Below are 204 nucleotides of genomic sequence, written 5' to 3' on the forward strand. Positions count from 1 at the left end.
GCCGAGGACGGCGGGGATGATGTCGGCGTCGCACGCGAGGCGTCGTACGGCGGTTGCCGAGAGTCGCTGGTCGGAGGGCAGGCTGCCGTCACGGGCAAGGCCTGCGTCGATCACCTTCTGCTGGAGGCTCTCCTGGTCGATGGTGACGATGATCCGTGCCGTGGTGCCGTGGTCGTGGGGGAGCTGGTCGGTGGCCTGGAGCCG

Annotated in this window: 1 pseudogene; it reads right to left on the reverse strand. The window is 70.1% G+C overall.

The annotated features are described in order from the left end of the window. Nucleotides 1-204 (reverse strand): annotated as a pseudogene (locus tag ACOADB_RS27955) (hypothetical protein); the annotation flags it as partial.

This window comes from Nocardioides sp. CPCC 206348 (assembly GCF_048654705.1).
Classification (GTDB): domain Bacteria; phylum Actinomycetota; class Actinomycetes; order Propionibacteriales; family Nocardioidaceae; genus Nocardioides.